The organism is Mycolicibacterium nivoides (assembly GCF_003855255.1).
GTDB classification, from domain to species: Bacteria; Actinomycetota; Actinomycetes; order Mycobacteriales; family Mycobacteriaceae; genus Mycobacterium; species Mycobacterium nivoides.
In genome coordinates, this window is record NZ_CP034072.1 from 2,690,628 (window position 1) to 2,713,623 (window position 22,996).

General features: G+C 67.5%; 23 protein-coding genes and 1 pseudogene. 14 read left to right on the forward strand and 10 right to left on the reverse strand.

The annotated features are described in order from the left end of the window. Nucleotides 1–69 precede the first annotated feature (69 nt). Together EH231_RS12770 and EH231_RS12775 are read left to right on the forward strand one after the other, a co-directional pair. The gene (locus EH231_RS12770; protein ID WP_090428421.1) at nt 70–786 is read left to right on the forward strand and encodes a response regulator; all 717 of its coding nucleotides are present in this window, start codon (nt 70–72) and stop codon (nt 784–786) included. After that, entirely contained in the window at nt 783–1,871 is a 1,089-nt protein-coding gene (locus EH231_RS12775; RefSeq protein ID WP_090428418.1) for a HAMP domain-containing sensor histidine kinase, read from the forward strand. The genes EH231_RS12770 and EH231_RS12775 overlap by 4 nt, the downstream gene beginning before the upstream one ends. Here EH231_RS12775 and EH231_RS12780 read toward each other — a convergent pair. The 5 genes from EH231_RS12780 to EH231_RS12800 all read right to left on the reverse strand — a co-directional run bounded on the left by EH231_RS12780 (nt 1,868) and on the right by EH231_RS12800 (nt 6,881). Continuing rightward, nucleotides 1,868–2,548: a DUF305 domain-containing protein gene (locus EH231_RS12780; RefSeq protein WP_090428415.1), complete on the reverse strand. Its 681-nt coding sequence runs from the start codon at nt 2,546–2,548 to the stop codon at nt 1,868–1,870. The genes EH231_RS12775 and EH231_RS12780 overlap by 4 nt on opposite strands. Nucleotides 2,549–2,611: 63 nt before the next feature. Continuing rightward, on the reverse strand, nt 2,612–3,718 hold the full coding sequence (locus tag EH231_RS12785; RefSeq protein ID WP_090428412.1) for an adenylate/guanylate cyclase domain-containing protein: 1,107 nt from the start codon (nt 3,716–3,718) through the stop codon (nt 2,612–2,614). Next, on the reverse strand, nt 3,718–5,004 hold the full coding sequence (locus EH231_RS12790; protein ID WP_170856307.1) for a GAF domain-containing protein: 1,287 nt from the start codon (nt 5,002–5,004) through the stop codon (nt 3,718–3,720). The genes EH231_RS12785 and EH231_RS12790 overlap by 1 nt, the downstream gene beginning before the upstream one ends. Before the next feature lie 45 nt (nt 5,005–5,049). After that, the gene (locus EH231_RS12795; RefSeq protein ID WP_090428408.1) at nt 5,050–5,829 is read right to left on the reverse strand and encodes an acetoin reductase; all 780 of its coding nucleotides are present in this window, start codon (nt 5,827–5,829) and stop codon (nt 5,050–5,052) included. Further along, nucleotides 5,826–6,881, reverse strand: coding sequence for a 2,3-butanediol dehydrogenase (locus EH231_RS12800; RefSeq protein ID WP_090428405.1), 1,056 nt, complete (start codon nt 6,879–6,881; stop codon nt 5,826–5,828). Before EH231_RS12800 ends, EH231_RS12795 begins: the two co-directional genes overlap by 4 nt. A gap of 128 nt (nt 6,882–7,009) precedes the next feature. On the opposite strand from EH231_RS12800, the gene EH231_RS12805 reads away from it, so the two are divergent. The 3 genes from EH231_RS12805 to EH231_RS12815 all read left to right on the forward strand — a co-directional run bounded on the left by EH231_RS12805 (nt 7,010) and on the right by EH231_RS12815 (nt 10,116). Then, nucleotides 7,010–8,839, forward strand: coding sequence for a flavin-containing monooxygenase (locus tag EH231_RS12805; protein WP_090428402.1), 1,830 nt, complete (start codon nt 7,010–7,012; stop codon nt 8,837–8,839). Between the two features lie 87 nt (nt 8,840–8,926). Beyond that, nucleotides 8,927–9,631, forward strand: coding sequence for a polysaccharide deacetylase family protein (locus EH231_RS12810; RefSeq protein ID WP_090428399.1), 705 nt, complete (start codon nt 8,927–8,929; stop codon nt 9,629–9,631). Further along, entirely contained in the window at nt 9,628–10,116 is a 489-nt protein-coding gene (locus EH231_RS12815; RefSeq protein WP_090428396.1) for a DNA-deoxyinosine glycosylase, read from the forward strand. The genes EH231_RS12810 and EH231_RS12815 overlap by 4 nt, the downstream gene beginning before the upstream one ends. Nucleotides 10,117–10,140: 24 nt before the next feature. Here EH231_RS12815 and EH231_RS12820 read toward each other — a convergent pair whose 3' ends face one another. Continuing rightward, nucleotides 10,141–10,416, reverse strand: a complete 276-nt coding sequence (locus tag EH231_RS12820; protein ID WP_090428392.1) for a ribosomal protein L7/L12 — start codon at nt 10,414–10,416, stop codon at nt 10,141–10,143. 84 nt (nt 10,417–10,500) lie between these two features. Between EH231_RS12820 and EH231_RS12825 the strand changes: the two genes are divergently transcribed. The 3 genes and pseudogenes from EH231_RS12825 to EH231_RS12835 all read left to right on the forward strand — a co-directional run bounded on the left by EH231_RS12825 (nt 10,501) and on the right by EH231_RS12835 (nt 15,653). Beyond that, entirely contained in the window at nt 10,501–13,668 is a 3,168-nt protein-coding gene (locus tag EH231_RS12825; RefSeq protein ID WP_090428389.1) for an ATP-binding protein, read from the forward strand. A gap of 46 nt (nt 13,669–13,714) precedes the next feature. Next, nucleotides 13,715–15,260, forward strand: a pseudogene (locus EH231_RS12830) (HNH endonuclease signature motif containing protein). 99 nt (nt 15,261–15,359) lie between these two features. Next, nucleotides 15,360–15,653 carry a CDGP domain-containing protein gene (locus EH231_RS12835; RefSeq protein WP_090428385.1) on the forward strand — a complete coding sequence of 98 codons (294 nt, stop codon included), beginning with the start codon at nt 15,360–15,362 and terminating at the stop codon, nt 15,651–15,653. Here the strand turns inward: EH231_RS12835 and EH231_RS12840 are convergent. Next, entirely contained in the window at nt 15,622–16,479 is an 858-nt protein-coding gene (locus tag EH231_RS12840; protein ID WP_090428383.1) for an AraC family transcriptional regulator, read from the reverse strand. The two genes, EH231_RS12835 and EH231_RS12840, sit on opposite strands and share 32 nt — an antisense overlap. Before the next feature lie 26 nt (nt 16,480–16,505). On the opposite strand from EH231_RS12840, the gene EH231_RS12845 reads away from it, so the two are divergent. The 3 genes from EH231_RS12845 to EH231_RS12855 are packed head-to-tail and all read left to right on the forward strand — an operon-like array spanning nt 16,506 to nt 17,877. Further along, nucleotides 16,506–16,976 carry a VOC family protein gene (locus EH231_RS12845; protein ID WP_090428381.1) on the forward strand — a complete coding sequence of 157 codons (471 nt, stop codon included), beginning with the start codon at nt 16,506–16,508 and terminating at the stop codon, nt 16,974–16,976. Nucleotides 16,977–16,985: 9 nt separating this feature from the next. Continuing rightward, a complete protein-coding gene (locus EH231_RS12850; RefSeq protein WP_044519724.1) occupies nt 16,986–17,423 on the forward strand; it encodes an HIT family protein in 438 nt (145 codons plus the stop codon). A 10-nt stretch (nt 17,424–17,433) separates the two neighbouring features. After that, nucleotides 17,434–17,877, forward strand: coding sequence for a nitroreductase family deazaflavin-dependent oxidoreductase (locus tag EH231_RS12855; protein WP_044521456.1), 444 nt, complete (start codon nt 17,434–17,436; stop codon nt 17,875–17,877). A gap of 9 nt (nt 17,878–17,886) precedes the next feature. On the opposite strand, the gene EH231_RS12860 is transcribed toward EH231_RS12855, so the two are convergent. Together EH231_RS12860 and EH231_RS12865 are read right to left on the reverse strand one after the other, a co-directional pair. Beyond that, nucleotides 17,887–18,948 carry an LLM class flavin-dependent oxidoreductase gene (locus EH231_RS12860; RefSeq protein WP_090428378.1) on the reverse strand — a complete coding sequence of 354 codons (1,062 nt, stop codon included), beginning with the start codon at nt 18,946–18,948 and terminating at the stop codon, nt 17,887–17,889. A gap of 16 nt (nt 18,949–18,964) precedes the next feature. Beyond that, the gene (locus tag EH231_RS12865; RefSeq protein WP_241177959.1) at nt 18,965–19,795 is read right to left on the reverse strand and encodes a uracil-DNA glycosylase; all 831 of its coding nucleotides are present in this window, start codon (nt 19,793–19,795) and stop codon (nt 18,965–18,967) included. 68 nt (nt 19,796–19,863) lie between these two features. On the opposite strand from EH231_RS12865, the gene tap reads away from it, so the two are divergent. After that, on the forward strand, nt 19,864–21,090 hold the full coding sequence (gene tap / locus EH231_RS12870; protein ID WP_090428375.1) for a multidrug efflux MFS transporter Tap: 1,227 nt from the start codon (nt 19,864–19,866) through the stop codon (nt 21,088–21,090). Here the strand turns inward: tap and EH231_RS12875 are convergent. Beyond that, nucleotides 21,080–21,730, reverse strand: coding sequence for an HxlR-like winged helix-turn-helix transcriptional regulator (locus tag EH231_RS12875; RefSeq protein ID WP_090428372.1), 651 nt, complete (start codon nt 21,728–21,730; stop codon nt 21,080–21,082). The genes tap and EH231_RS12875 overlap by 11 nt on opposite strands. 76 nt (nt 21,731–21,806) lie before the next feature. Between EH231_RS12875 and EH231_RS12880 the strand changes: the two genes are divergently transcribed. Continuing rightward, nucleotides 21,807–22,496, forward strand: a complete 690-nt coding sequence (locus tag EH231_RS12880; RefSeq protein ID WP_124712523.1) for a maleylpyruvate isomerase family mycothiol-dependent enzyme — start codon at nt 21,807–21,809, stop codon at nt 22,494–22,496. Nucleotides 22,497–22,507: 11 nt separating this feature from the next. Next, on the forward strand, nt 22,508–22,996 hold the full coding sequence (locus EH231_RS12885) for a DUF3237 domain-containing protein (RefSeq protein WP_090428368.1): 489 nt from the start codon (nt 22,508–22,510) through the stop codon (nt 22,994–22,996).

Consider the following 22,996-nt stretch of genomic DNA (forward strand, 5'->3'; position numbering starts at 1 on the left):
GCCTCATACTATACCCCCCTAGGGTATGAAATCCCTATGCCCCCTGTCCCACTCCTGCACTATGGGCTGATGGAGCACATTCCGGGCGGCTACCGAGCCCTGGTGGTCGACGACGAAGCCCCGCTCGCCGAGGTCATCGCCAGTTATCTGACCCGCGAACAGTTCGAGGTCACCCTGGCCCACGACGGACCGGAGGCACTGCGGCTGGCCCGCGAGGTCGACCCCGACGTGGTGGTTCTCGACCTCGGCCTGCCCGGCATCGACGGCGTGGAAGTCTGTCGATCGCTGCGCACGTTCTCCGACGCCTATGTGGTGATGCTGACCGCCCGCGACACCGAGGTGGACACCATCGTCGGCCTGTCGGTGGGCGCCGACGACTACATGACCAAACCGTTCAGCCCGCGGGAACTGGTGGCCAGGATCCGGGCCATGCTGCGCCGGCCGCGCGTCTCCTCCCCCGCGTCGGCCGGCGGCCGGGTGTTCGGTGCGCTGCGCATCGACGTCGACGGCCGCCAGGTGTTCCTCGACGGCGACCCGATCATGCTGACGCGCACCGAATTCGACGTGCTCGCCGCCCTCTCGGCCCGCCCCGGAGTGGCGCTCAGTCGTCGTCAGCTGCTGGAATCCGTCTGGGAGACCACCTATGTCGGCAATGAACACCTCGTCGACGTCCATATCGGTCACCTCCGGCGCAAGCTCGGCGACGATCCTGCCGACCCGCTGTATGTGATCACGGTGCGCGGCGTCGGATACCGGATGGGTACCGGGCAGGACGGCCAACGGTGAGCGCCGGCCTGCGTACCCGACTGCTCTCGGCCCAGGCCCTGGTGCTGGTCGCCGGCGCGGGCACCACCGGACTCGTGGCTGCCATCGTCGGTCCCCCGCTGTTCCGCGAACATCTGCACCGCGCAGGGGTATCCGGCGACTCGGCCGAGCAGATGCACGCCGAAGAGGCCTACGTCTACGCCACGATGATCTCGATCGGGGTGGCATCCTGCGTCGCGATCCTGGCGGCGCTCATCGTCACCTGGTACGTCGGCAGGCGGCTGCAGAAGTCGCTCACCCAGGTGTCGCAGGCCGCGACGGCCATCGCCGACGGCCACTACGATTCGCGGGTTCCTCCGGCCCATCTCGGTGACGAGTTCGACTCCCTGGCAAATTCTTTCAATCAGATGGCCGGGAGGCTGGAGGCTGTCGACGCCGGCCGTCGCAGATTGTTCAGCGATCTTGCCCATGAGATCCGGACTCCGGTTTCGGTTCTGGAGGCCTACTTCGAGGCCATCGAGGACGGCGTGAGAACTCTTGACCCCGAGACTGTTTCGATGCTGCGCCAGCAGACGCACCGCCTGGTCCGGTTCGCCGACGATGCCGGTGCCCTGGCCAAGGCCGAAGAAAGCCCTGCCACGGTCACGCCGGTCCCGGTGGCGACGGACGCCGTGGTGGCCGCCGCGGTCGCCGCGGCCCAGGATCGGTTCGACGACAAGGGCGTGACGCTGGCCTGGCGGGCGGACGAGAACCTGCCGTCGCTGTGGGCGGACCCGCACCGGCTGGCCCAGATCCTGGGCAACCTGCTCGACAACGCGCTGCGACACACTCCGGCCGGTGGCCGGGTGACGATCGATGCCAGCATGGCTGCCGACCGGAGCGTCACGCTGACGGTGACCGATACCGGCGAGGGCATCCCTGCCGAGCACCTGCCCCATGTCTTCGAACGGTTCTACCGGGCCGACACCGCGCGCGACCGCGACCACGGCGGCTCCGGGATCGGACTGGCGATCGTGAAAGCCCTGGTCGAAGCGCACCGTGGCCGCATCACCGTGAGCAGTTCGGGCGCTGGGACCACCTTCACGATCATCCTGCCGACCGGTTAGAGCGAACCCAGGATCTCGCGCATGGTGTCGATCTCCTGCTGCTGCGTCTTCACGATGGTGCGGGCCATCTCGACCGCGGCGGGATACTGACCGTCCTTGATCTCATCCTGCGCCATGGTGATCGCGCCCTCGTGGTGAGCGATCATGTGCGTCAGGTACAGCTTGGCCGCCTCGGCGCCCTGGGCATTGCGCAGCGCATTCATGTCGGTCTCCGACACCATGCCCTGCATGGCGGGCATGTCACCCTGACCCATGTCACCCTGGCCCATGTTGCCGTGGCCCATGTCGCCGTGGCCCTGCTGCGGCATCGGCGGCATCGGCGGCATCGGGGGGTTGCCCCACTGTTTCAGCCAGCCCTGCATCTGCTCGATCTCCGGGGCCTGGGCACCCTTGATCTGAGTGGCCAGATCAGTCACCCGCGCGTCGATGCCCTGCTTGGCCAGCAGCACATCGCTCATCTCGACCGCCTGCTGGTGGTGCGGGATCATGTGCTGGGCGAACATCACGTCGGCATCGTTGTGAGCCTCACTGGCGACCGGTGAGCTCGCTGCCGCCGAGGTGCTCTGGGTGTTGGTCATTTCCAGATCGGCAGTCCTGTCGGCCTTGTCGTTGCTACAACCGGCCACCAGGGCCGCCGCGACCACCGCGCCGGCGCTCAGCATCATCAGTTTCGTCATGTCTCAAGCCTTACGAGAGTCCATGTGGCTGCCCTAGTCGTTCGATGAAGATTCGATAAAGGTCTATGCGGGCCTGGCCCGGAACAGCTTCACGTCACTCTTGACGCCCTTGAGGTGACGGGCTCCGGCAAATGACCACCCGAACCGGTCGTCGGCCCCGGCCTCGGCGATCGCCGCGCGGGCGGACTCGGCCACCAGCACGGTGCCGGGCCGCGCCGCCCCGGTGACCCGGCTCGCCAGGTTGACCGAGCTGCCGAACCAGTCACCGGCCCGGCTCACCGCAGGCCCGGTCGCCAGCCCGACCCGCAGCCGCGGGAAGTCCTCGTCGGTTTCGGTGGCGGCCACCAACTTCAGGGCCGCGTCGAGCAGTGCCGCCGGATCGGGGCTGACGAACATCACCGCATCGCCGATCGTCTTGATCAGCCGTACCGGGCCGACCGCCACCTCGCGTGCCGCGTCGGCCAGCCGGTTCGCCAGCCGCTCAAGGTCTTCGGGCTGCACGACCTCGCCCAGCCGGGTGAACCCGACGATGTCGGCGAACGCGATGGTGACCGACCGCGCACCGGGCAGCGGAAGCCCCTCGGCCCGCTCGGAAGCGTTGACCGCCTCGGTCTCCATCGCATGGCGCAATTGCACGAACAGCATGTCCCGGATCATCGGCCCGATCAGCGGGGCCGCCTCGGCAACCAGCGCCTCGCTCGCCTTGGCGGTTTCCAGTTCCGTCGCTCCCGGCGTCAACACTGCCGCCAGCGCGGCATAGCGCATCACCTCGGCGGCCCGACCGAGCCCCTCGGAGAGCACCCGCGTGATCAACACGAGCTGGTCCGGGGCGATGCCCAACTCGAGGAAACGCTCGGCGAAGCCCACCGCCTCGGCATCGGCCCGCAACAGCACCGCGGCATCGGGGTCGTCGACGGTCGCCAGCCCCATCGCCCGTTGCAGTCGCTGCACGAGCGCGACGTCCAGTCCGGTCTGCTCGCTGATCTCGCGAGTCGACACATAGGTGCCGTCGTCGCCTGCCACCCGGCGCGAGGCCAGCAACATCGGGGTGACGGCCTGGCGGATCTGGTCGGCGGTGATGCCGCGGGACAACAGCCATTCGACCAACTCGGCACGCTGCGCTCCGGCTTCGCCGTCGAGTCCGTCCAGGAGTGTGGGGTCTGCCACCATCAGGTCAAGGTATACCGACGAGCCGCATGAACGGCCGGAGCCGTCGAGGACGCGAGCAATGAGGACATGTCCTGGGGATAACGGACATCCACGACCACAGAATCCCCGAAGCGGTACGGCTTACCGGCGACCAGACCGACGAACTGCTTACGCAGCCGCGACATCTCGGCCCGCACCGTCACCACCCTGGACCGATCGCCGTACAGATCCTCCGCCAGCTCCGGTGCCGACCGGCCCTGCCTGCTGGTCGCCAAGACCAACAGGATCTCGGCGTGGCGGCTGGAGATGCTGCGCCGCCAGCTGCCGAACTGGCCGGACATCTCCAGCGACGGTTCGCCGTCCCGGAGGTCGAGGATGACCCGCGACGGCGCCGCACTGGGCTCGGCATCGTCGGCCACCCGGACCAGCCACCCGCCGGGCAGCCCCTCCACATCGCACATGCCCAGCGGCGGAATCCACACCCGGCCGGGTAACCCACTCTCGGGCAACAAGATCCGATTGTGCAGCGGCAAGCAGTCCACCGCCGCCACCCAGCCCTCGGTATCCACTGCCAGCGCCGGGCTGCCCACTCTGGCCAGGATGGGCGCCGCCACCGCACGCAAGCGGTTCAACGTTCTGTCATGCGCCTCGCGCAGGTGCGATTCCGCGAGCCGCGCCACCAGGTCCACCAGGGCGACCGTCGTCGGATGCACGGTGGAGGCCGGGCCGGACACGTCCACGATGCCGATCACCTGACCGGTCCGGGGATCCCGGATCGGCGCACCGGCACACGTCCACGGGTGGTGGGTGCGCAGGAAATGCTCGGCCGAGAAGATCTGCACCGCACGATGCGAGGCGAGCGCGGTACCGATCCCGTTGGTGCCCACCGCGTTCTCGCTCCACGTCGCCCCCTCGATGAAACCGAGGCGGTCGGCGAGGCTGAGTACGCGCGGCGAGCCCGAGCGCCACAGCACCCGGCCCCTGGCATCGGCCACCACCAGGATGTTGTCGCCCTCTTCGATCACCGAGTCCAGCCCGCGCGACACGTCGTCGAGCACGGCGATGAGTCCGGACTGCTGCCGCAGCAAGTCCAGGCCGGACGTATCGACTTGCGGCGGAATGTGATGATCCGGGTTTATCCCCTTGGCGCGCAGCCTGTTCCAGGAGTCTTCGATCACCGCCCGAGGGCGCGCAGGCGCGCGGTCACCCGACATGGTCGCGTCGTACACCGCCGACAGGAGCATGGCGTACCGCCGCGGATCCTCACCAGGTGAGACCGCGGGCTCAGGTATCGACGAACCGGCCATCATCGCCGATTGTGCTCCACATCACATCGGGACGCCAATCTCGGGCTACCGATAGACCAACCCCCCGTCGATCAGACCTGCCTGACCAGTCATGTAATCGGCATCCGGTCCGGCCAGATACGCAACGAATCCGGCCACGTCCTCGGGTGTTTCCGGACGCCCCAACGCGATGCCGCCCGCGTACTTCTGGAATGTCTCCCCCTCGGCGGCGCCGGTCAGCTCGGCGAACCGCTTGTCGATCTCGACCCACATATCGGTGCCGACGATGCCGGGACAGTAGGCGTTGACGGTGATGCCCGCCGACGCGTACTCCTTGGCCGCGGCCTGGGTCAGGCCGCGCACCGCGAACTTCGTCGCGCTGTACACCCCGAGCATCGCGAAGCCATCATGACCGGCGATCGACGAGGCGTTGATGATCTTGCCCGGCCTGCCCAGCTCGATGAACTTGGCTGCGGCAGCCTGGATTCCCCACAGCACGCCGTCGACGTTGATCGACCACACCCGGGCGACGTCTGCGGGCGTGACCTCGGCGATCGGTCCGACCAGCGCGACCCCGGCGTTGTTGACCATGATGTCGAACCCGCCGAGGGCGGTCGCGGCGTGCTCGACCGCCGCGTACACCGAATCGCGGTCACTCACGTCGGTGACGAAAGTGGTTGTTTTCGACCCGATTCCGGCGATCTCCCCGGCCACCTCGTTGATGCCGTCCGGTACCACGTCGACCAGTGCGATGTCGGCGCCTTCCCGTGCCAGCCGCAGCGCGATGCCCCGCCCGATCCCGCGGCCCGCGCCTGTCACCAGCGCCACCTTGCTCTGCAATGTCACGATGCGCCTCCGCTCGGGTCGACCAGAACCTTCATCTTCTTGCCTGCGTGCAGGGCTTCGAATCCCTCGTCGATCACGTCGTCGATGGCGATGGGAGTGACCCATCCCCTCGTGTCGTACACCCCCTGCGCCATGAGATCAATGACTGCCTCGAAGTCCGCCGAGGTGTAGCACAGCGAACCCTGGATCCTGGACTCGTTCATCACCAGGTTGAGCAGCGGTGTCGTCAGCGGCTTCTCGTAGATCGCGACACTCACCGTCGGCTTGCGTGCACCCACACACGCGGTGGCCGCCTCGATCGCCGGGGCCACCCCAGCCGCGTCGAAGGCCGCGTCGGCCCCGCGTCCCCCGGTCTGATCGGCGATGAACGCCGGGACGTCGAGTTCCGTCGGGTCCAGGGTCCTGGCGCCGAGTGTCTCGATCGCGGACCTGCGGGTGGGTGAGGGTTCGACGACGAACACATCGTCGAGCCCTTTGCCCCGCAACGCGAACCACAGGCCGATGCCGATCGGCCCGGCCCCGAAGATCACCGCGGTGTGTAGCGGTCCGACCTCGCCGAGCGTCGCGGCGTGGTAGGCCACCGACATCGGCTCGACCAGCGCGCCGAGCTCGAGGGAGACGTTGTCGGGAAGCCGGTGCAGCATGTCGGTCGGCACCACGGTGTACTCGGCCATGCCGCCGTCGGACATCAGGCCGTGGAAACCGATCTGCTGACAGATGTTGTAGGTGCCCGCCCGGCACGGTGCGCAATTGTCGCATCGGTAAATCGGCTCGACGGCAACCCGGTCGCCCGGGGCGAAGCCGGTGACGCCCGCGCCCACATCGGTGATGGTGCCGGAGAACTCGTGGCCCATGGTCAGCGGCAGCTGCCTGCCGGTCAGCGGATGCGGCTCGGTCGGCACGAAGATCGGGCCCGCATAGTATTCATGCAGGTCAGTGCCGCATATTCCATTGAAGCCCACTTTGATCTTGACGGTGCCGGGGCCAGGGTCGGGCTCGGGGACGTCGGCGACTTCGACCTTGTTCGGTCCGTAGTACACGGCTGCTTTCATAGGGCCGTTGTAGGCGACCTGCCGGGTGCGCCGTAAGGGTTGCAAGACGTTGCGGTCTCAAACGCCAGGTCGGTTGCAACCCCGTGCAACCCTTGTTGCGGTGTTTGACACGGTGTGGGCTGGGCCACATGACGCAGACCACCGCCGCACCGCTGGCCACATTGTCACCACAGGAACGGGTTGACGCCTGGCTGGCCGATTTCGAATCCGCACTGGCCGACCGCGACATCGAGCGCGTCGTCGGAAAGTTCGCAACGGACAGCTTCTGGCGTGACCTGGTCGCCTTCACCTGGAACCTCAAGACCCTCGAGGGGCGCGACAGCATGGCCGACATGCTGACCACTCGACTCGCGGACACCGACCCGTCCGGGTTCCGGACGGCGGAAACCCCGACCGAGGAATTCGACGGGGAGCACGTCGTCACCTCGGCGTTCATCGAGTTCGAGACCGCGGTGGGCCGCGGCAAGGGGCACCTGCGCCTGCGCGACGAGCTGGGCTGGACCCTGCTGACCACCCTGCAGGAGCTCAAGGGTCACGAGGAGCGCAAGGGCGCCAACCGGCCACTGGGCGCCGTGCACGGCTCCGACCCGGACCGGCGGTCCTGGGCCGAGAAGCGCCTCGACGAGGACCTGACGCTGGGCTACACCGAGCAGCCCTACATCGTGGTGATCGGCGGGGGCCAGGGCGGCATCGCACTGGGTGCCCGGCTGCGCCAGCTCGGCGTGCCCGCCATCGTCGTCGACCAACACGAACGCCCCGGCGACCAGTGGCGCAAGCGCTACAAGTCGCTGTGCCTGCACGACCCGGTCTGGTACGACCACCTGCCGTATCTCCCGTTCCCGCCGAACTGGCCGGTGTTCGCACCCAAGGACAAGATCGGCGACTGGCTGGAGTTCTACACCCGGGTCATGGAGGTGCCGTACTGGAGCTCGACCACCTGCCTGTCGGCGTCCTATGACGAAGACGAACAGCGGTGGACCGTCGAGGTGAACCGCAACGGTGAGCCCGTGACGCTGCGGCCGGCCCAGCTGGTGCTGGCGACGGGCATGTCGGGCAAGCCCAGCATCCCGACGCTCCCGGGCCAGGAGGTGTTCCGCGGCGAGCAGCACCACTCCAGCCACCACCCCGGCCCGGACCGGTACACCGGCAAGCGAGTCGTGGTGATCGGCTCCAACAACTCCGCCCACGACATCTGTAAAGCGTTGTACGAGAACTATGTCGACGTCACGATGGTGCAGCGCTCCTCGACACACATCGTGAAATCGGACTCGCTGATGGAGCTGGGTCTCGGCGACCTGTACTCGGAGCGGGCCGTCGCTGCCGGAATGACCACCGAGAAGGCCGATCTGACCTTCGCGTCACTGCCCTATGCCATCATGGCCGACTTCCAGCGGCCCATCTACGATGCGATCCGCCAGCGCGACAAGGACTTCTACGCGCGACTGGAAGCCGCCGGATTCGATCTGGACTTCGGCGACGACGACTCCGGACTGTTCATGAAGTACCTTCGCCGCGGCTCGGGCTATTACATCGACGTCGGTGCCTGCGAGCTGATCGCCGACGGCAGCATCAAACTCGCGCACGGCGAGGTGGACCGCCTGACCGAGGATTCGGTGATCCTGGCCGACGGCACCGAGCTGCCCGCCGATGTGGTGGTGTACGCCACGGGGTTCGGCTCGATGAACGGCTGGGCGGCCGACCTGATCAGTCAGGAAGTCGCCGACCGGATCGGCAAGGTGTGGGGCCTCGGCTCGGGCACCACCAAGGATCCCGGGCCGTGGGAAGGCGAACAACGCAACATGTGGAAGCCCACCCAACAGCCCAACCTGTGGCTGCACGGCGGCAATCTGCACCAATCCCGGCACTATTCGCTGTATCTGGCGTTGCAGCTCAAGGCCCGCTATGAGGGCCTGGCAACGCCGGTGTACGGACTGCAGGAGGTCCATCACCTGAGCTGACGACTCACGACATGGCGCCCCGAACGTGAATCCCCCACCGCCGTTCGGGGCGCCCGCGTGTATGCGGGGCTTGGTATACATGCTGGGATGCGCCGATGGATGTGGAGCCTGGTTGTCCTGCTCGTCGTGGCGGTGACTGTGCTCGCCAGTGGGTACCGGGTGATGAACTCGCGGACCTTCGCACTCGCCGGGCATCTGGTGCCCCGAGTGGACACCTCGGCCAAAGTCGTCGCACTGACCTTTGACGACGGCCCTACCGGCCATACACCGGACGTGCTGCGGATGCTCGACACCGCAGGAGTTCGGGCCACGTTCTACCTCACCGGCGCGGAGTTGACCGCCGCGCCGCAGTTCGGCACCGCGATCGCCGCGGCCGGCCACGAGATCGGGAATCACAGCTACTCCCACCGGCGGATGGTGCTGATGTCGCCGGCCACCGTCGCCGACGAGATCGAACGGACCGACGCAGCCATCCGGGCCACCGGGTACACAGGCCCGATCACCTTCCGCCCGCCCTACGGAAAGAAGCTCTGGACCCTGCCGCGCTACCTGTCCACCCATGACCGAACCATGGTCACCTGGGACATCGAACCCGATTCGGCCAGCGGAGCCGGTGCCGATGCGATCGTGGCCGAAACCGTCTCCGGGGTGCGGCCGGGCTCGATCGTCCTGCTGCATGCCATGTATGACAGCCGCGCGGCATCGCGGGCGGCAGTCCCCCGCATCATCGACGAATTGCGCTCGGCCGGTTACCGGTTCGTCACCGTGTCCGAACTGCTGGCGAACCCATGACCGAGCTGCTGCACGGGCTGGATCCCATCGCCGGTGAGGCGCCGCAGGTGCTGATCCTGGGGAACATGCCCAGTGCGATGTCGCTGGCGTCCGGTCAGTACTACGGCAATCCGCGCAACGCGTTCTGGCGCATCACCGGTGCGCTCTTCGGATTCAGTGCCGATGCGCCCTATCCGGAGCGGGTGGCGTCACTGTGCACCCACCAGGTCGCGGTATGGGATGTGCTTCGGTCCTGCCGCCGGGTGGGTAGCCTGGACTCCGCGGTTGAGCGGGACAGCATGGTGCCCAACGACTTTGCGGCATTCTTCGCCCGTTGTCCAACGCTGGAGCGAGTGGTGTTCAACGGGGCCGCCGCCGAGGCCAACTACCGGCGCCTGGTCGGCACTCCCCCGCTGCCCAGCGTGCGGGCCCCGTCCACCAGCCCCGCACAGACCATGCGCTACGAGGACAAACTCGAGGCGTGGCGCCGCGCGCTCACCGGCTAGCGATTTGTACGGCCCGCCGGGCGGTTAGGCCAGCCGGTCGACGATGTCCTTGGCCTCCTTGAGCCGCAGCCCGGTCTCATCGCGCAACAGTTTGATGGCGGCGATCTTGTTGCCCTGGAGGGCGAGCTGGCGGACCATCTGGCTGGCCATCATCTCGCTGGGCTGACCCGTCGGCGGCATCGACACCGGGTGCCCCGCCGCCGATGCCGAGCGTTCCAGTGCCGCGACCCGGCGCTCGAGTTCCTCGACGCGTCGGCGCAGGTCGTTGCTCGATTCGTCACGCCCGGCGAAAAGTCCCATCGTGCCAGTGTCGCATCACTGTCCTTTCTGCATTGCTGCGTTCTATCCTCGTTGCAGCAGGTTCTCCGATGGCGGGGGCTTCGAATGACGGAAACTGCAACGTGCCGTGCATGTGGCACCGAGCCTCGGGCAGGCGCCCGGTACTGCGACGCGTGCGGCGCGCCCGTCACATCGACACCGGGTGCCGAATACAAGCAGGTCACCGTGTTGTTCGCCGATGTCGTGCGGTCCATGGACATCGCGGCGACCTTGGGCGCCGAACGGCTCCGCGAAATCATGAGCGATCTGTTCAACCACTCCGCGGCCGTGGTCCGCCGATACGGCGGCACCGTCGACAAGTTCACCGGCGACGGCATCATGGCCATCTTCGGGGCACCTGTTGCGTTGGAGGACCACGCTTTTCGCTCCTGCCTGGCCGCGCTGGAGATCCAGCAGCAGACCGCCGGTCTGGCGCTGCAGGTAAAGGCCCGCGACGGCCTCGACCTGCAGTTGCGCATCGGACTGAGCTCCGGCCAGGTCATCACCGGCGAGGTCGGCACCGACACGATGAGCTACACCGCGATCGGCGAGCACGTGGGCATGGCGCAACGCATGGAATCGGTCGCCCCGCCCGGCGGGGTGATGCTCACCGAATCGACCGCACACCTGGTCGAAGACACCATGATGCTGGGCGAGCCTGAGATGGTGCAGGTCAAGGGCACCGACCACCTGATTCGGGCGCGCCGGCTACTGGAGCTCAATTCCGCACACAACCTGCTGAATGTCGGCGAATCGACCCTGGTCGGCCGAGGCTGGGAATTGTCGGCGGTGGAGGGCATCCTGGAGCGCTCGATCCAGGGGCACGGCAGCATCGTCCTGCTGGTCGGCGGGCCCGGCATCGGCAAGAGCCGGCTGGTCAGCGAGCTGGCCGCGAAGGCGGCCGCTCGCGGTGTGCCGGTGAACTCCACCTTCTGCGAGTCCCACACCAGCGAGATCCCATTTCATGCCATCACGGGCCTCCTGCGGGCGGGATTTGGCGTGGCGGACCTTGACCGCGATGCTGCCCGCGCGAAGCTTCGAGCCCAGGTTCCCGACGACACCGAGGAGAGTCTGGAGCTACTCGACGACCTGCTGGGTATCGGCGACCCCGATGTCGTTCTGCCGGTGATCGACCCCGATGCCCGGCGGCGCCGGCTGACCACCCTGGTAAACGCGGCATCGCTGGCGCGGAGCACCCCCGCGGTCTATGTCGTCGAGGATGCCCACTGGATCGACAGCGTCAGCGAATCGATGCTGGCGGACTTCCTGTCGGTGACGCCGCAGACTCCGTCCCTGGTCGTGATCACCTACCGCCCCGAATACCACGGGGCATTGAGTCATGTCCATGGCGCCCAGACCATTGTGCTTGCACCACTGGATGATTCGGAAACCGCGACCTTGATCACCGAGCTGCTGGGGACCGGTGACGGAGTGGCCGACCTGACCGACACCATCGCCGACCGGGCGGCCGGGAACCCGTTCTTCGCCCTCGAGATCGTCCGGGATCTTGCCGAACGCGGTCTGCTGCGCGGCGAACGGGGCGCCTATGTACTCAACGGAGGCCATGGCCGGGTCAGCGTGCCCGCGACGCTGCAGGCCACCATCGCCGCCCGCATCGACCGGCTGGATCCGGCGGCCAAACGGACGCTGAGCGCCGCCGCGGTGATCGGGTCCCGGTTCAGTGCCGGGTTGTTGGCCTGCCTGGACACCGAGCCGGTCTTCGAGGATTTGATCGAAGCCGAACTGATCGACCAGGTGCAGTACACCCCGTATGCGGAATACGCCTTCCATCACCCGATGGTGCGGACCGTCGCCTACGAATCGCAGCTCAAGTCCGATCGCGCCGAACTGCATCGGCGGCTGGCCGACACCATTGCAGAACGCGAACCCGAACTGGCCGACGAGAACGCGGCCTTGATCGCCGAACACCTGGAAGCCGCCGGCGACCTGCACGCGGCCTACAACTGGCACATGCGCGCCGGAGCGTGGACGAACACCCGGGATACCGCCGCAGCCCAGATGTGCTGGGAGCGTGCCCGTCAGATCGCCGACTTGTTGCCCACCGACGATCCTGACCGGCCCGCGATGCGGATAGCGCCGCGCACCCTGGTGTGCGGCAACGGCTTCCGCAGCAACGTGAAGGTTTCCGGTGCCCGATTCGAGGAACTGCAGGAGTTGTGCGAGGCCGCCGGAGACAAAGCCTCACTGGCCATCGGCATGGCCGGACTCACCGGCGAACTGATGCTGCAGGGTCGGGTGCGCGACGCGTCACGGCAGGTGTCGGAGCATATGACCCTGATCGAGTCCATCGGCGACCCCGCCCTCACCGTCGGATTGTCGGCCACCCCGATCGCGCTCAAGATCGAGAGCGGCGAAATGGGCGAGGTGCTGCGCTGGTCGCAGATGGCCATCGACCTGGCCGACGGCGACACCACCAAGGGCAACTTCATCGTCGGCTCACCACTGGCAGCGGCCTTCGCGGCGCGCAGCATCGCCAAATGGGCTCTGGGCCTTGAGGGTTGGCGCGCCGACCTCGATCATGCACTCGCGATGGCACGCAACACCGACAGGTTCACGCACGCACTCGTCATCACCTGGACGTACTTCACCACGGTGTCCTGCGGAGTACTGCTCGCCAGCGACGATGCGCTGCGCGACATCGACGGGGCGCTGCAGATCACCGAAGGGGCCGGCGACGACATCGCGCTCGGCCTCGCTCGGGTGACCATGGGATACGCCTTGCTGAACCGAGATTTGCCTGCGGACCGCGAGCGGGGACTGGCCATCCTCGGCCAGGTGCGCCAGATGTGCGTGAGCGGACGGTTCTACATGTCCGAGCTGATCGGCATCGACGTGTACACCGCGCGCGAACGGGCCAAGCGCGGTGATCGGGCCGGGGCCATCCGGGTGCTGCGCGAAGCGATCGACGACCTCTTTCACAGCGGCCAGCTTCCGTACAACATCTTGGCGACGGGAATCCTCGCTGAGACCCTGCTGGACCGCGGCGCGCAAGGCGACGTGGCCGAGGCCGAGGCGGCGATCACCAGACTGGCGGCGACCCCGGCTGAGGACGGCTTGGTCATTCGCGACATCACCCTGTTGCGAACGAATGCGCTCATCGCGCGCGCCAAGGGTGAGGATGCGAACTACCGCGAATTCCGGGACCAGTACCGGGACCTGGCTACCCGACTCGGCTTCGAGGGGCATACGGCGCTGGCCGCGGCAATGCCCTGACGGATTCACCCCTGGCGTGTCGGTGGGTAGTGGCATAATCGAACGTATGTTCGACACTGAGGCTGATGTGGCCCTGATCGACAGGATCAGTGCCGCGGCGCGGGCGGAGTCGGTGGCGATCGCGGCCCGGTTGGCGGCGATCGGGGCGTTGGACACGCTGCGGGAACAGGAGCTGATCGAGTCGATCTTCTGGCGTACCGATCCGTTCGAGGAGGTCGCGGCCGAGGTGTCGGCGGCGTTGCGGATCAGCCGGGGCCGGGCGGGCACGCAGGTTCACCGGGCGCGGGTGTTGCGCGACAAGCTGCCGTTGGTGGCGGCGCGGTTCGCGGCCGGGGAGATCGATTATCGGGTGGTGTGCATGATCATCGCCCGTACCGGCATCGCCGATCCGGAGGTGTGGGCGGTGTTGGATGCGGAGTTGGCGGCGCGGGCGCATCGGTGGATGCGGCTGTCGGAACCCAAACTGCGGGATCGGGTGGATCAGTGGATCGCCAAACTCGATCCGAACGGGGAGCGGGTGCCGCCGAATCTGGTCGAGGAGCGGTTCGTGCAGATCGAGCCGCACAGCCCGGGTAGGGCTTCGGTGTGGGGCAACGTCGATGCCGCTGACGGCGCGGCGCTGAATCAACGCCTGGATGCCCTGTCCGCGACGGTGTGTGAGAACGATCCGCGCACCCAGCAGCAGCGCCGCGCCGACGCCGTAGGTCCGCTGGCCCGCCTGGAATCCCACCTGCCCTGCCTGTGCGGACTACCCGACTGCCCCGCAGGACAGAAACGAGCCGCCGCCAACGCCGCGGTGATTCACGTGCTGGCCGACCAAGCCACATTGGACGGCACCACCGATGATCCGGGCTATCTACCCGGCCATGGGATCCTGCCCGCCCAAAGCGTGCGCGACCTGGCCGCCACCGCCAAACTCAAGCCACTGCCGATACCGACCGTCCCTACCGCTGAGCCGACCGAGCCGGGCGAGCCGGCTGACATACCCGAACAGACTGAACCCACCACGGTGACAGAATCCGGCAAGGCCGCTGATACAGGTGAGCTGACCGAACCCGCTGAGCCGGGGTATCGCCCCTCGGTAGCGCTCTCGGAGTTCATCCGGTGGCGTGACCTGACCTGCCGGTTCCCGGGCTGTGACGCCCCGGCCGCACGCTGCGACATCGACCACACGATGCCCTATCCACTGGGCCCGACCCACCCGTCCAACACCAAGCTCTACTGCCGCACCCATCACTTGGTCAAAACGTTCTGCCCCGGATGGTCGGATCGCCAATTACCTGATGGCACCGTCGAAATCACCGCACCGACCGGGCACACCTACGTCACCGAACCCCACGGCGCCGCCATGTTCCCCACCCTGAGTCAGCCGACCGGGGAACTCAACCTCCCCGAACCGCCGGCCGCGAGCCCGCACCGCACCGCACCGCACCGCGATGATGCCCACCCGCCGCCAAACCCGCGAACAAGACCGCAAAGACCGCATCACCGCCGAACGCCGTCAACGCGCCGAACTCAACAACGACCTCGAAGTCGAACGCCAATACCAAGCCTGGCTCGCCGAAGAATACGGACCGCCACCACCATTCTGATGACGTAGACGCTGCCTGGCCGCGGCTGAAGGTACAAACACGCCACCAATGAGTTGCGCGGGCGGTAGCGTTCGTGGGTACCGGCAGACGGGAGAACCCATGAAGCTCTTCATCATCGGAGGCTTGGCCACCGTGCTGACGGTGGGCGGGCTGATCACCTCGGCCCCGCCGGCCAGTGCCGGCTGCCTGTACGGCGGCAACGTCATCAGCAAGTGCGACGGACCCATCCAGCCCGATGGCAGTTGGCAGCGGTGCATCGGGACTTGGGGCTACGTGCCCAGCGGTTTCAGTTCCCACTTGGTCCCCGTCAAGCGCTGTGACCCGATGGGTCCCGGCCATGACTATCCGTTGGATTTCACCTTCACCGACCCGCCGACCCATATCGACGACTAGTCGCGACCGCGTACTCCCCCGGCGTGCTGCCCAGCATGGACCGGAAGTCATTGATGAAATGGGCCTGGTCATACCAGCCGAGTCGTACTGCGAGATCGGCGAAATCGACGTCTGGCGCACTCTCGATCTCCAGGGCGGCCTGTTGTAACCGGTACCGGCACAGCACCCACTTGACCGTCACCCCGACATAGCGCCGGAACACCCGCTGCGTTGTCCGCGTGCTCCACGGCGAGAGCGCCATGACCTGATCGACCCGGTGCAATGTCGCGTCGTCACGCATCCGGTCGATCAGCGGCCTCAACGCACAGTACGTCGGGTCCACCTCGCCGGCCATCGCGCCGATCGCCGCATCCAGCCCGAGCCGGACCGCCGTCACGTCGTCCCCGAGAACGACTGGTGCGCCCAATAGCTCGTCGTCCACCGTTATCACCCGCCCGGTCATCGCAGCGGCGTCCCCGCCGAACCGGGCGGTGAAACCGCCGGGCCGAAATCGTGCCCCGACCACGGCCCCGCGCCCGCTGATGGTGATGCGGAAGACCTGGGGCACCACACCGTGCAGCAACGTGCAGGGCAGCCGATGGCCATGGCGCACAACATCATCGCCCCACTCACGGGTCAGATGCATGGCCGGGAAGGTGATCACCGTGCTCTCGAACGGACCTTCGCCGTGCCGGTCCCAGGTCACCGACCAGAAGTGCTCGACGAATCTCGCGGCCTCCTCCGACGGCGCCCACCGGTGGAGGTCGAACGCCGAGACATTGCCTGCGCGGCCGACCACGCCCCGCACGGGCGCGTTTTGCTCTGGCGCATTTTTCCAAGCGGGCATCGCCCTAAGCCTACGAAACTGGTGACATGAGTGTCACACCCATTCCGGAGGGCTACACCAGCCTGACCCCGTTCATCTGCGTCGACGGAGCTGCCGAGGCGATCACGTTCTACCACAACGTATTCGGCGCTGAGGTCATCGAGCGGATGGACGGACCCGACGGCACCGTCGCGCATGCGGAACTGGACTTCGGTACCGGTCGGCTGCAACTCGGAGACCCGCAGGAGGCCTATCAGATCGCCGCCCCCGCGCCGGGAGCCGCCGCAACACATTCGATCGGGTTGTACTGCGCCGACGTCGATGAGGTGGTGGCCCGAGCCGAGAAGGCGGGTGCCACGATCCGCGAGCCAGCCCAGACCTTCGTCACGGGCGACCGGTTCGCCTCCATCCTCGACCCGTTCGGCCAGCGCTGGACCGTGATGACGCGCGTCGAGGACTTCACGCCGCAGGAGCGCGAACGCCGCGTCGCCGAGTGGGCGGCCACCGCCGGGGGTTAACGTGGCGGCATGTCTTGCGTGTTCTGCGCCATCGTCGCCGGGGAAGCGCCGGCCATCCGTATCTACGAGGACGACGACTACCTGGGCATTCTCGACATCCGGCCGTTCACCCGGGGACACACCCTGGTGATCCCGAAGCGGCACACCGTCGACCTGACGGATACACCACCGGAAACCGTGGCCAAGATGGCAGGCATCGGCCAGCGCATCGCACGTGCAGCCCGGCTGTCCGGGCTGCACGCCGATGGGAACAACATCGTGATCAACGACGGCAAGGCCGCGTTCCAGAGCGTGTTCCACATCCACCTGCACGTGGTGCCACGCCGCTCCGGCGACAAGTTGTCGTTCGCCAAGGGCATGATGCTGCGCCGTGACCCGGACCGTGAGGAGTCGGGACGCCTCCTACGTGCGGCGTTGGCGCAGCTCGACGAATCCGCGCAGGATTGAGCGCATGAGCATGCCCTGGTGGGAGCGCTATATCGGCCTCCCGATGTTGATGTTGCACGACAAGATCTACAAAGCCACGGATGGCCGGATCGGGCACACGATCCCGGGTGGCCCGTCGACGCTGATCCTGCATACCGTCGGCGCCAAAACCGGCCAGCAGCGCGCGAATTCGCTGGCCTACGCAAAGGACGGCGCCGACTACCTCGTGGTGGCATCCAAGGGCGGCGAGCCCACGTCACCGGGCTGGTATCACAACCTGAAGGCCAAACCGCAGGTCGAGATCAACGTCGGCCCCAAGCGATTCGGCGTCACGGCCAAGCCGGTGCTGCCCGGAGATCCCGACTACCCACGGCTGTGGGACATCGTGAACGACATGAAGGGCAACAAGAACCGCTACATCGGCTACCAGAAGCGGACGACGCGCCCGATTCCGGTGGTCGTGCTGACGCCCTAGAAGACAGCCTTAGAACAGCTCTTTGGCGAGCAGTTCCAGCGTGGTGTCGCGCGCCGTCGCAGTGGCCGGGTCCGCACCCCGGCGGGCCGAGCCCACCGGGTTGACCATGACCTCGTCCACGTCGAATTCTTCGGCCAGGGCCCGGACCTGGTCGGCCGCCTCGGTGGGCGAGCCGACCACCGCGCGGGCCAGCCCGGAGGCCACGACGGCCTGCGCCTGCGGAGAGAGGCTCCCCGACTGTGTCACGGCCTCGGCATCCTCGACCAGGTCGAGCGCGCCGAGCGGCTGGCCGGTGCGCAGCCGGCCCATCATCTGCAGCTGCGGCAGGATCAATGCCTTGGCCTCTTCGGTGGTCTCGGCCACCGACGCGTTGACGGTCAGGAAGGTCACGGGCTCGGCCGCCAGATCACTGGGCTGGAACTCGTCGCGGTAGACGGCCAGCGCCTCGGCGGTGCCGTGCCCCGAGAAGTGATGGGCGAACACGTACGGCAATCCCTTGGCCGCCGCCAGGTGCGCCGAGTACATCGAAGAGCCGAGCAGCCACATCCGTGGCTCGCTGAGCGCGGCGGGCGTCGCCTTGAGCACATAGTTCTCGCGCATCAGATCCCGCGGCAGCGGCACCCGCACCCCGCGCGCACTCATCAGCGCCACCACGTCGTCGAGGTACTGCGGGAACGCCTCGATATCGCGATCATCTCGGCCTGCGGCACCGCGCAGCGCCAGCGAGGTGACCGGGTCGGAACCCGGGGCCCGGCCGATGCCGAGGTCGATGCGACCGGGATTGGCGGCCTCCAGCAGCGCGAACTGCTCGGCCACCGCCAGCGGTGCATGGTTGGGCAACATCACCCCGCCCGAACCCAGCCGCAGCTGCGTGGTGTGCGCGGCCAGATGGGCGATCAGCACCGGCGGGCTGGTGGCAGCCACCGCGGGCATGTTGTGGTGCTCGGCGAGCCAGTAGCGCGTGTATCCGAGCCGGTCAGCGGTCTGCGCCAGGTGAGTCGTTGCCGTCAGGGCATCGGCAGTGGACTGATCGGTACGCACCGGGACGAGGTCGAGGACAGAAAGCCGCATGACAGCGTCAACGTCATCAGCCGGCGGGTTCGTTCCCGAGACGCCGGGCGGTGACGAAGAGGTCGTCGAGCATGGCCTCGGTAAGCCGGCCGGTGAAGGTGTTCTGCTGGCTCGGGTGAAAGCAGCCGAGCAACGTGACCGGGCCGAAATCCGAGGTCAGCGTCACCGTCGCACCGTGCCCGAACTTGGGTGCGGGTTTGATGGTCGAGCCGAGCAGCTCCAGGGCCGCCCGCCACGCGAAACCGCCCAACGCGATGACCACCCGCACCGACGGCCCGACCAGTCGCCATTCAGCCTGCAGCCACGGCGCACAGGTGGCCCGCTCGGCCGGGGTGGGTGCGTTGGCCGGCGGTGCACAGCGGACCGCCGCGGCCATACGGGTGTCGATCAGCTGCATGCCATCGCCGGCATCGACGCACACAGCCTGGTTGGCCAGCCCGGCCCGGTGCAACGCGGCGAACAGGAAATCCCCGGACCGGTCCCCGGTGAACACCCGCCCGGTGCGGTTGGCGCCGTGGGCGGCCGGGGCCAGCCCGACGATGAAGATGCCGGGCGCCTCCGCACCGAACCCGGTGGCCGGCCTGCCCCAATATGGTTGATCGGCAAAGGATTTCCGCTTTTCCACGGCCACTTCTTCGCGCCATTTGACCAGCCGGGGGCAGGCCCGGCACACCGAGACCAGCGCGTCCAGTTCCGAAACTGTGGATACCCGGGCAGCCAGTCGCCGCACCTGCGCGGCGGTCTTGGCCACCGGCGTCGTCGCATCCGCCGGATCACCGGGCCAGCCCGAACCGGGCGGCACCGGCGACGTGAACCGAACCCCCGTCCTGGGATGAGGCAATCGCACCAACTCACTGTGCCGGAAATTCCGTCGCGGCGGGTGCGGGCGCGCTGTTAGATTCGCCGCGATACCCCATGACGAACACCAAGCGCGGCCCATTGCTGCTGATCCTGTTCGCCGCTTTGATGGCCGGTGCGGGCAACGGCATCACGATTGTCGCGTTCCCGTGGCTGGTGTTGCAGCGCAACGGATCCGCTATCGACGCGTCCATCGTCGCGATGGCCGGGACCCTGCCGCTGCTGGTGGCCACCTTGATCGCCGGGGCCGCCGTCGACTATCTGGGCCGCCGACGGGTCTCGATGATCTCCGATCTGCTCTCGGCACTGTCGGTCGCGGCGGTGCCGATGCTGGCCCTGATATTCGGGGTGGACGCGGTCAACGTCGCGGTGCTGGCGGCCCTGGCCGCACTGGGTGCTTTCTTCGACCCGGCCGGGATGACCGCGCGGGAGACCATGTTGCCCGAGGCGGCCGGCCGGGCCGGCTGGACGCTGGACCACGCCAACAGCGTGTACGAGGCGGTGTTCAACCTGGCCTACATCGTCGGCCCGGGCATCGGCGGCCTGCTGATCGCCACCCTCGGCGGGATCAACACCATGTGGGTGACCGCCGGGGCGTTCTGCTGCTCGATCCTGGCCATCTCCGTGCTGCGGCTGGAGGGCGCGGGCACCCCGGATCGCTCGATGCTGCCCGAAGGCGTGCTCGCGGGCATCCTCGAAGGGCTGCGATTCGTCTGGCACACACCGGTATTGCGCACGCTGGCGATTGTCGACCTGGTGGCCACCGGCCTCTACATGCCGATGGAATCCGTCTTGTTCCCGAAGTACTTCACCGACCGCAACGAGCCCACCGAACTGGGCTGGGTGCTGATGGCGTTGAGCATCGGCGGGCTGCTGGGCGCACTCGGCTACGCGGTGATGTCGAAGTACATGAGCCGACGGGCCACCATGCTGACCGCGGTGATCACGCTCGGTGTGGCGATGACGGTGATCGCCTTCCTGCCGCCGCTCCCGCTGATCCTGGTGCTGTGCGCGATCGTCGGGTTCGTCTACGGGCCGATCGCACCCATCTACAACTACGTCATGCAGACCACCGCCCCGCAGCATCTGCGGGGCCGGGTGGTCGGGGTGATGGGTTCACTGGCCTACGCCGCGGGCCCGCTCGGGCTGATCCTGGCCGGGCCGCTGGCCGACGCCGCCGGGCTGCACGCGACATTCCTGGCGCTGTCCCTGCCGATGCTGCTGCTCGGCTTGGTCGCGGTGTTCCTGACCGCGCTGCGTGAGCTGGACCGGCCTAGCTCCTGATCCGCGGTGGGGCAAAGACTTTCGCCAACTGCCTGACCGCGGCGGGATCTCCGTCGATCACCAGGCTGCCATCGGCGACCAGGGCCGGGACCTGCGCCGGGTCCATCGCCGCACCCAGCACCTCGGCCTCGCCCGTGAGTGTCACGTCGGCCGCCGTCCCGTCCTCGCAAGCGTCGATGCGGTCCGGTCCGATCTCGACGGTCGCCTGCCCCTCGGGCGTCACCAGACACACGATGACCGGTGGCCCGTCACGGTCCGCACTCACGAAGGCACGCACCGCGCGGATCAGCCACTCGGGACGCACCGCGTCTCCGGGTGCGCGGGTCTCGATCAGATGCCTGCCCCACCGGGAGTAGGCGTTTATCACGTCCTCTAGCGCCCGGCCGTCGTCGGTGAGCTCGTACACCGCGGTGGATGCGGGCTTGGGCAGCAACCGCTTGCGCACCAGCCCGTTCGCCTCCAGGTCGCGCAGCCGCCCGGCCAGCATGTCGGTGGAGATCGGGGCCAGCGAGCTCAGCAGATCCCCGTACCGCAGCGGACCTTCCAGCAGGTCCCTGACCACCAGCAGGGTCCAGCGATCCCCAACCATGTCGAGGCTCTTCGCCAGTGCGCAGTGCTGCCCGTAGGACCGTGACGCCATACGGCCAGCATAACCGCAATTGGAATTTCCAACTTAATACTTGTTTTTTCCAAGTTAATGGGCCTACCGTGACGGCATGACCCTCGACAACCTGCTCACCGCCGCCACCGACGAAGCCCTGGCCTTCGCCGACCTGCTCGAAAGCCTCGACGCGGACCAGCGCCGCTCCCCCACCCCCTGCGCGGAGTGGGCCATCGACGACCTGGCCGACCACGTGGCCGCCGTCTGTTTCCGCGACGCCGAGGCCTACCACCGCGCACGGGCCCAAATCGCCACGCCGCCAGGAGAACTCACCCTGGCCAACCCCGACCTACCGGCGGTCATCCGGCTGGCGGTCGGACATCTGCGGGCCGCGTTCGATCAGGCACCCAGTCAGTGGCCGGTGATACCGGCACCGTTCGGCGACTTCCCGGTGGCCGCCGCACTGCGCTCGCTGATCCTGGAATTCGGGGTACACCTGGACGATCTGAAGGTGGCCACCGGCGACCGCCGCTCGACGTTCTCCCCGGCCACCATCGAAGCGATCCTCGGATTCGGCGAGTTGTTCCTGTTGCGTCAGGCCCAGCCGCTGGAGAGCGGACCCGTCACCCTGCGACTGACCGCACCGTCGAAATCCATGGCGATCACCTGGACCGGGAAGGACTGGGCACCGGGTGCCGGCGCCGAGGAGCACCGCGTCGAAGGCTCCGACGACGCGATGCCCCGGCTCATGCTGCGCCGGGGCGAAGCCGACGACCTGGTTGCCGCAGCGATTCGCCCGCTCTAGGAGGAACCGAAATGACAACACTGACAACGCCTCTCGTCGATATCGATGCCACCCCGGTCTTCGACCACTTGCTCGACATCCGTATCGCCTTCGAGGCTGTACATGTTTTTTCCACCCCGTTGGGCACTCGCATGACCTACGTCATCAAGCAGGGCCGGTGTGTCGGGCCGCGTATCGCGGCCGACGTCCTGCCCGGCGGAGGAGATTGGGTCCTGCTCGGCACCGACCGGGTGGCACGCCTGGATGTGCGCGCCACCCTGCGCACCGACGACGGCGCCCTCATCTACCTCACCAACACCGGCCGGGTCCAGATGGACAAGGCGACCGCTGACCGGTTCACGGCCGGAGAACTGATCCGTCACGACGAGATGACAGCGAGGTCCAGCCCGCTCTTCGAGACCGGCGACGAGCGCTATCGATGGCTGAACGCCGTGCACACCGTTGCCATCAACCAGGTATCGCTCAGCGAGGTGCACTACCGGGTATTCGCCGTCGGCTGA